This window comes from Roseateles sp. (assembly GCF_036486225.1).
In the GTDB taxonomy this organism is placed as follows: domain Bacteria; phylum Pseudomonadota; class Gammaproteobacteria; order Burkholderiales; family Burkholderiaceae_C; genus Roseateles.
The window spans coordinates 1-7758 of sequence record NZ_DASVNZ010000238.1; the positions used below are offsets into that span (position 1 = coordinate 1).

7 protein-coding genes are annotated in these 7758 nt (G+C 68.4%); 6 read left to right on the plus strand and 1 reads right to left on the minus strand.

All coding sequences use genetic code 11. The features are described 5' to 3' along the window. Positions 1–103 precede the first annotated feature (103 nt). Genes glyQ through VF536_RS16195 form a run of 5 tightly spaced genes read left to right on the plus strand, consistent with a single transcriptional unit; the run spans position 104 to position 5699 of the window. Complete coding sequence (gene glyQ, locus VF536_RS16175; protein WP_331615894.1) at positions 104–1090, plus strand: glycine--tRNA ligase subunit alpha; 987 nt, start codon at positions 104–106, stop codon at positions 1088–1090. A gap of 19 nt (positions 1091–1109) precedes the next feature. Next, positions 1110–3251 carry a glycine--tRNA ligase subunit beta gene (glyS, locus tag VF536_RS16180; protein WP_331615895.1) on the plus strand — a complete coding sequence of 714 codons (2142 nt, stop codon included), beginning with the start codon at positions 1110–1112 and terminating at the stop codon, positions 3249–3251. A gap of 46 nt (positions 3252–3297) precedes the next feature. Beyond that, positions 3298–3948: a D-glycero-beta-D-manno-heptose 1,7-bisphosphate 7-phosphatase gene (gmhB, locus tag VF536_RS16185; protein WP_331615896.1), complete on the plus strand. Its 651-nt coding sequence runs from the start codon at positions 3298–3300 to the stop codon at positions 3946–3948. Then, complete coding sequence (locus VF536_RS16190) at positions 3948–4766, plus strand: lysophospholipid acyltransferase family protein (protein WP_331615897.1); 819 nt, start codon at positions 3948–3950, stop codon at positions 4764–4766. The genes gmhB and VF536_RS16190 overlap by 1 nt, the downstream gene beginning before the upstream one ends. Before the next feature lie 15 nt (positions 4767–4781). Continuing rightward, positions 4782–5699, plus strand: coding sequence for a SprT family zinc-dependent metalloprotease (locus VF536_RS16195; RefSeq protein ID WP_331615898.1), 918 nt, complete (start codon positions 4782–4784; stop codon positions 5697–5699). A gap of 381 nt (positions 5700–6080) precedes the next feature. On the opposite strand, the gene VF536_RS16200 is transcribed toward VF536_RS16195, so the two are convergent. Then, positions 6081–7148, minus strand: a complete 1068-nt coding sequence (locus VF536_RS16200) for an MBL fold metallo-hydrolase (protein ID WP_331615899.1) — start codon at positions 7146–7148, stop codon at positions 6081–6083. A gap of 45 nt (positions 7149–7193) precedes the next feature. On the opposite strand from VF536_RS16200, the gene VF536_RS16205 reads away from it, so the two are divergent. Next, entirely contained in the window at positions 7194–7655 is a 462-nt protein-coding gene (locus VF536_RS16205) for a MerR family DNA-binding transcriptional regulator (protein WP_331615900.1), read from the plus strand. The last annotated feature ends 103 nt before the right edge of the window (positions 7656–7758 follow it).

Here is a 7758-nt window from a genome sequence, read left to right on the forward strand (position 1 = left end):
GGCGTGCTGCCGGTGCTGGTGCGAAGCAGGCGCTGACGCGCCCGGGGCGCACATAGAATCGGTCGGTTTTCCCCAATGCGCCCGCCGACGGCCCGACGTCCCTATGCTGACTTTCCAGCAACTGATCCTCCGCCTGCAGGAATACTGGTCCCAGCAAGGCTGTGCCCTGCTGCAGCCCTACGACATGGAGGTCGGCGCCGGCACCAGCCACACCGCGACCTTCCTGCGCGCGCTCGGTCCCGAGCCCTGGAAGGCCGCCTACGTCCAGCCCAGCCGCCGCCCCAAGGACGGCCGCTACGGCGAGAACCCGAACCGCCTGCAGCACTATTACCAGTTCCAGGTCGTGCTCAAGCCCGCGCCGGCCAACATCCTGGAGCTCTACCTCGGCTCGCTGGAGGCGCTCGGCTTCGACCTGAAGAAGAACGACGTCCGCTTCGTCGAGGACGACTGGGAGAACCCGACCCTCGGCTGCTGGGGCCTGGGCTGGGAGGTCTGGCTCAACGGCATGGAGGTGACGCAGTTCACCTACTTCCAGCAGGTCGGCGGCATCGACTGCAAGCCCATCACCGGCGAGATCACCTACGGCCTCGAGCGCCTGGCGATGTACCTTCAAGGCAAGGAATCGGTGTACGACCTGGTCTACACCGACGGCCTGACCTACGGCGATGTGTTCCATCAGAACGAGGTCGAGCAGTCGACCTACAACTTCGAGCACAGCGACGTCGACTTCCTGCTGAACGCCTTCGGCGCCTACGAGCGCAAGTCCAAGGACCTGATGGACGCGCACCTGGCGCTGCCCGCGTATGAGCAGCTGCTCAAGGCCGGCCACACCTTCAACCTGCTGGACGCGCGCGGCGCGATCAGCGTGACCGAGCGCGCCGCCTACATCGGCCGCATCCGCAACCTCGCGCGCGCCGTGGCGCAGAGCTATCTGGACAGCCGCGCGCGGCTGGGCTTCCCGATGGCGCCCAAGGACTGGGCCGACGAGGTGATCGCGCAGATCGAGAAGAAGGGCGCCGAGGCGGCCGCCAAGGCCGACAAGGCCGCTGACAAGTCGGACAAGACTGCCGACAAGAAGACCGCCGCCTGACGACGAGGAACACCCCAGCATGACCACGAAGAACCTGCTCGTCGAACTGTTTGTCGAGGAACTCCCGCCCAAGGCGTTGAAGAAGCTGGGCGAGGCGTTCTCGTCCGTGTTGGCCGACTCGCTGAAGGCGCAAGGCCTGGCCGAGGCCGGTGCTGCGGTGACCGCGTTTGCCACGCCGCGCCGCCTGGCCGTGCACCTGACCAGCGTCGGCGCCAAGGCCGCGGACCGCGCCGTGCAGCAGAAACTGATGCCAGTCGCCGTCGCGCTGGACGCGTCGGGCAACGCGACGCCCGCACTGCTCAAGAAGCTGGCCTCGGTCGGTGCGGACGCGTCGGTCGTCCCCAGCCTGAAGCGCGCGCCGGACGGCAAGGCCGAGGCGCTGTTCCTGGACACCGTCGTCGCCGGCGTCACGCTGAAGGACGGCCTGCAGAAGGCGCTGGACGAGGCGCTCGCGAAGCTGCCGATCCCCAAGGTCATGACCTACCAGCTGGCCGACGGCTGGAGCGACGTCAAGTTCGTCCGCCCGGCCCACGGCCTGATCGCGTTGCATGGCGATGATCTGGTCGACGTCGCCGCGCTGGGCCTGAGTTCCGGCCGCACGACGCGCGGTCACCGCTTCGAGACCCAGGTCGCCGAGATCTCGATCAAGAGCGCCGACACCTACGAGCAGCAGCTGCGCAAGGAAGGCCGCGTGATCGCGTCCTTCGAGCAGCGCCGCAACGACATCGTGCGCCAGCTGCAGGCGCAGGCCGAGCCGCTGGGCCTGACGCCCATCGACGCCCCCGAGCTGCTGGACGAAGTGACCGCGCTGGTCGAGCTGCCCAACGTGCTCTCGTGCCAGTTCGAGCCCGAGTTCCTGGCCGTGCCGCAGGAGTGCCTCATCCTCACGATGAAGGCCAACCAGAAGTACTTCCCGCTGCTGGACAGCCACGGCAGGCTGACGCACCGTTTCCTGGTGGTCAGCAACGTGCATCCGGACGATGCGTCCAAGGTCGTCGAGGGCAACGAGCGTGTCGTGCGTCCGCGTCTCGCCGATGCGAAGTTCTTCTTCGACCAGGACCGCAAGAAGACGCTGGCCTCGCGCGTCGAAGGCCTGGGCAAGGTCGTGTACCACGGCAAGCTCGGCAGCCAGGGCGACCGCGCCGAACGCGTCCGCACGATCGCGCACACCATCGTCAACCAGCTGCGCATGGCCCAGCACCCGTACACGGCGGAAGCCAAGGACGAGTTCGACATGCTCGACAGCAAGGTCAAGGAAGCCGCGCTGCTGGCCAAGACCGATCTGCTGACCGACATGGTCGGCGAGTTCCCCGAGCTGCAGGGCATCATGGGCGGCTACTACGCGCGCCATGAAGGCCTGCGCGACGGCGTCGCCAAGGCCATCGAGGACCACTACAAGCCGCGCTTCGCCGGCGATGCGCTGCCGCGCAACCACACCGGCACCGTCGTCGCGCTGGCAGACAAGCTGGAGACGCTGGTGGGCCTGTTCGGCATCGGCCAGTTGCCCACCGGCGACAAGGATCCGTTCGCGCTGCGCCGCCATGCGCTGGGCGTGATCCGCATCCTGGTCGAGAACCACATGCACCTGTCGTTGCCGGAGCTGATCGAGGGCGCGCTGCCCGCGTTCGGCGAGCTGATCCAGGATCCGAGCGAGCCGCTGCTGAGCTTCTTCGCTGACCGCCTGGCGGTCAGCCTGCGCGACCAGGGCTACAGCGCCCAGGAAGTGGACGCCGTGCTGGCCCTGAACCCGGCGCGCCTGGGCGACGTGCCCAAGCGCCTGGGCGCGGTGCGCGCCTTCGCGGCGCTGCCGGAATCGGCCTCGCTGGCCGCGGCCAACAAACGCGTGGGCAACATCCTCAAGAAGGTCGAGGGCGAGGTGCCGACCGAGGTGAAGCCCGCGCTGCTGACCGAGGCCGCCGAGAAGGCCCTGGCCGACGCGCTGGCCGGTGTGAAGCCGCAGGCCGACGCGCTGTTCGAGCAACACGACTACGCCGGTTCGCTGAAGGCGCTGGCCGCGCTGAAGGCGCCGGTCGACGCCTTCTTCGACGACGTGATGGTCAACGCCGAGGACCCCGCGCTGCGCGCCAACCGCCAGGCGCTGCTCAAACAGCTGCACGAGGCGATGAACCGCGTGGCCGACCTCTCGCGCCTGGCCGTCTGACGGCCGGTCCTCATCGACGTCCCCGCGCAGTTCACTGGAGATCACGATGCCTAACCGGTCCGACCATCCGCACGGCATGAAACTGGTGATCCTGGGCCGCGACGGCACGATCAACCGCTACCGCGACGACCACGTGAAGTCGCCCGAGGAACTCGAGCCGCTGCCCGGCGCGCTCGAGGCCGTCGCGCGGCTGAACCACGCCGGCTGGCACACCGTCATGGCCACGAACCAGCCCGGCATTGGCCGCGGGCTGATCGACATGGCTTCGCTGAACGCCGTCCACCTGCGGCTCAACCAGCTGCTGGCGGAGCGGGGAGGGCGGCTCGACGCCGCCTTCTTCTGCCCGCACGCGCCGGAAGACAACTGCAACTGCCGCAAGCCGCTGCCGGGCCTGATTGAACAGATCGGCGAGCGCTTCGGCGTCGATCTGAAGAACGTCCACATGGTCGGCGCCAGCGTGCGCGACCTGCAGACAGCGCACAACGCCGGCTGCGTGCCGCACCTGGTGCGCGGCGACCGGCTGGCCGGCGTCGACGAGGCGCAATTGCAGGAGCAGATCGCGCTCGTGCCCGGCTCGCGTGTGCACCAGGACCTGGCGGCCTTCGCCGAAACCCTCATCCACGCGGAACGCCGCGCCCGCGCCGAGTCACGGGGCGAATCCGCCGAACCCGATACCGCCCCTGGAGATCTGAGCTGATGCTCATCGCGTTGCGTTCCATCCTCTTCGTCGTCTACCTGATCGTCACGGTCGTCCCCTGGGGCAGCGCGGTGGTGCTGTGCTCGCTGTTCCTGAACAGCACACAGCTCTACTGGATGTGCGCCAACTGGCTGCGCGTCGCGATCTGGGGCGCCAAGCTCATCTGCGGCGTGCACTGGCGCGTGCGCGGCATGGAGCACCTGCCCACTGATCCGAAACAGTCGGTCATCCTGCTGTCCAAGCACCAGTCGACCTGGGAGACCTTCGCCTACCCGATGCTGATGCCGCGGCCGCTGGCCTACGTGTTCAAGCGCGAGCTGATCTACATCCCGTTCTTCGGCTGGTCCATGGCGCGGCTGGACATGATCCACATCGACCGCAGCAAGCGCAGCGAGGCCTGGAACAAGGTGGCCGCGCAGGGCAAGCGGATCGCGGCGCTGGGCAACTGGATCATCATGTTCCCGGAAGGCACGCGCGTGGCGCGCGGCAAGGCCGGCGACTACAAGACCGGCGGCTCGCGCCTGGCGGTCGAGACCGGCGTGCCTGTGGTGCCGATCGCGATGAACTCGGCGACCTGCTGGCCGCGCAAGAGCTTCCTGTTGAGACCTGGCACCATCGACGTCTCCATCGGTCCGATGATCCCCAGCACCGGTCGCGCGCCGGCCGAGCTGATGAAGGAAGTGCAGGCCTGGATCGAGGCGGAGATGCGGGTGCTCGATCCCGCCGCCTACCCGGCCGCCGCGGCGGGCGACGTGCCCCAGGCACCGCCCGCGCCGCCGGCTCCCCCCGCGCCGCCGCCCACGCCGGCAGCGGCCTGATTACACTCGCAGTCCATGCTGCCTTCCAAGCTGCGGGGACTGGGCGCACTGCTGAACAGCTTCACGCAGCTGTCGCTGTTCGACACCGAGCCTCAGCCCCAGCCCCCGCCGACATCCCCGCTGCCCGCACCGGAGCCTCTGGCGCCGACGCCGCGCTCCCGCGGCGACGCCGGCGCGTCCACGCGCCAGGTCTTGCTCCAGGGGCAGTCCATCCCGTTCGAGCTCAAGCGCGCGCGACGTCGCAGCATCGGTTTCACCGTGAGCGAGGACGGCCTGCGCGTCTCGGCGCCGAAGTGGGTGCCGCTGGGCGACATCGACAAGGCGCTGCAGCAGAAGGGCGAGTGGATCCTGCGCAAGCTCGTCGAGCAGCGCGAGCGTGCGCGACGCACGCAGGCGGCCCGCGTGCACTGGGGCGACGGTTGCAGCCTGCCCTACCTGGGTGAGCCGCTGATCGTGGTGCTGGACCCGTCGCTGACGGGCGCTCGACTCGACGAAGGCCAGGCCGATCCGCAGCCGACGCTGGCCGCCGTGCCGCGTCGCATGCTCTACCTCGGCCTGCCGCAAGACGCGACCCCCGACCAGATCCGCGACACCGTGCAGGCCTGGCTGCAGCGACAGGCGCGGCAGCGCTTCGAGCAACGGTGCCGCCACTTCGCGGGGCCGCTCGGCGTCACGATGACGGGGCTGCGACTGTCCTCCGCGCAGACGCGCTGGGGCAGCGCCAGTGCCGACGGCATGATCCGGCTCAACTGGCGGCTGATCCACTTCTCGCCGGCGCTGATCGACTACGTCGTCGCGCATGAACTCGCGCATCTCAAGGAGATGAATCACAGCCCGCGGTTCTGGGCGGTGGTGCGGTCCGTGTTCCCTGAATACGAACTGGCGCGCGATCGTCTGAAGCAGGCGGTGCTGCCGCTGATGGACGAGGCGTAGGAAGCTTTCGTACTGCCGCCGCCGTTGGCCCTCACCCCCGCCCTCTCCCGCAAGCGGGAGAGGGAGCAAGAGGGAGAGGTGGCAGGAGAGGGCGGTGGAAAAAGGGCGTGGTACCGCTACGTTTCAGAGGGTTCCCCCTTCAGGGGGGCTTGTAGCCTGTTTGAGTGTCGAGACACACTGGGGATTGCTGTCATCACTCGCATCTGAGTCAGAACTTCCTCCCGCGTTCCGCTCCCGGCGGCGCTTTGGGTTCCCCAGCCAACAGGCTGTGTCCGGACAACCCGCGCTCAGAGCCGACAAGCTGATGCACAAAAAGGCGCAGCGCCGCCGTCCCGTGATCGGGGCGGCGGCGACTGTCTTTCTGGGGACCGTTTTTCTGCTTCAGGCCGAGAAGCGGTGGATGCCGTCCTCGTCCAACGAGCGCCGCAACTGTCCGCCCAGCCACAGCCGGTTCAGGTGGGCCACCGCCTCGCCCATCGCGAAGGTCGTCTGGTGCAGGTCCAGCGGCCGGCGGAACATCATCGGCAGCAACTCCGCCGCGTGGCAGGGCTTCGCGGTGCAGGCTTCCAGCACTTCCGCCAGACGCTCGCGGTGGTGCTCTTCCAACTGATCGATGCGCGAATGCAGACCCCGGAAGGGCTTGCCGTGCGCCGGCAGCACCAGCGTGTCGGGCGGCAGCGCGGTCAGCCGCGCGATCGAATCCAGGTAGAGCTGCAGCGGGTCCGCTTCGGGTTCCACATCGAGGACGGAGATGTTGGTCGAGATCCGCGGCAGCATCATGTCGCCGGAGATCATCACGCCTCGCCCCTGCGCCTGCGTCTCGCTGAACAGGCTGATGTGTTCGGGCGCATGGCCGTAGCCCACGAGGCAGCGCCAGTCGTGGTCGCCGATGCGCACCGTCATGCCGTCCATCAGCCGGCGGAACGCCGCCGGGATCGCCGGCACCATGCTCGGGTAGTAGCTCGCGCGGCCGCGGATCTTGTCCAGCGCGGCGGGGTCGCTCAGCCCGTGGCTGCCGAAGAAGGCCGCGGCCGCTTCACCGCCCAGGCCGACCGTCGACGAGGACGCGACCCGCGCCAGTTGATAGTCGGTGGCGCTGATCCACAGCCGGCATTGCCACTTCTCGGTCAGCCAGTGGCCCAGCCCCAGGTGGTCGGGATGGAAGTGCGTGACGATCACGCGCAGCACCGGCAGACCGTCCAGGCGCTCGGCGAAGACGCGTTCCCAGTTCGCCTTCGTGGTGTCGTTGTGGATGCCGCAATCGACGATGGTCCAGCCTTCGCAGCCGTCGAGCGTGTCGCGCAGCAGCCAGAGGTTGATGTGGTCCAGCGCGAAGGGCAGGCCCATCCGCACCCAGCGCACGCCGGGCAGCAGGTCCAGCGCTTCGCCGGCGCCTGGCAGCGTGTCGCCCAGGGGGTAGGAGAGTTCCGATTCGCGAGGGTTGGCCATGGCTTTAGACTTACGTTTACGTCAACGTCATTTGCCAGTGTAGCCATGAGCCCCTCATCCCGCCCGACCCCGGCCGACGACCTGTCCGAGGACGCGCTGCCCGAGGCCGGTGACAACGCGGGACCGTTGTTCACGATCACCGAGCTGGCCGCCGAGTTCGACATCACCCCCCGCGCGATCCGTTTCTACGAGGACATGGGCCTGCTGACGCCCGCCCGTGCCGGCCGCAACCGCGTGTACACGCAGCGTGACCGCACGCGGCTGAAGCTGACCTTGCGCGGCAAGCGGCTGGGTCTGTCGCTGCAGGAGATCAAGCAGCTGGTGGACATGTACGACAGCCAGTCGGACACGGTGCCGCAGGCGCGCGCCTTCCTGGGCGTGCTGGAACAGCACCGCCGCCAGTTGCAGCAGCAGTTGAACGACATCGAGATCACGCTCGAAGAGATCACCCAGCACGAGGAGCGTTGCCACGCACTGCTCTCCGAGGCGGGGCAGCCGGCCGGCTGACCGTATCCATGAACGGTTTGCACCTCACCGCCGACCTGGCCGGCTGCGCCAACGACACCCTGCTGACGGACGGGTCAGGTCTTGCGCTGGCGATCCGCAGGGC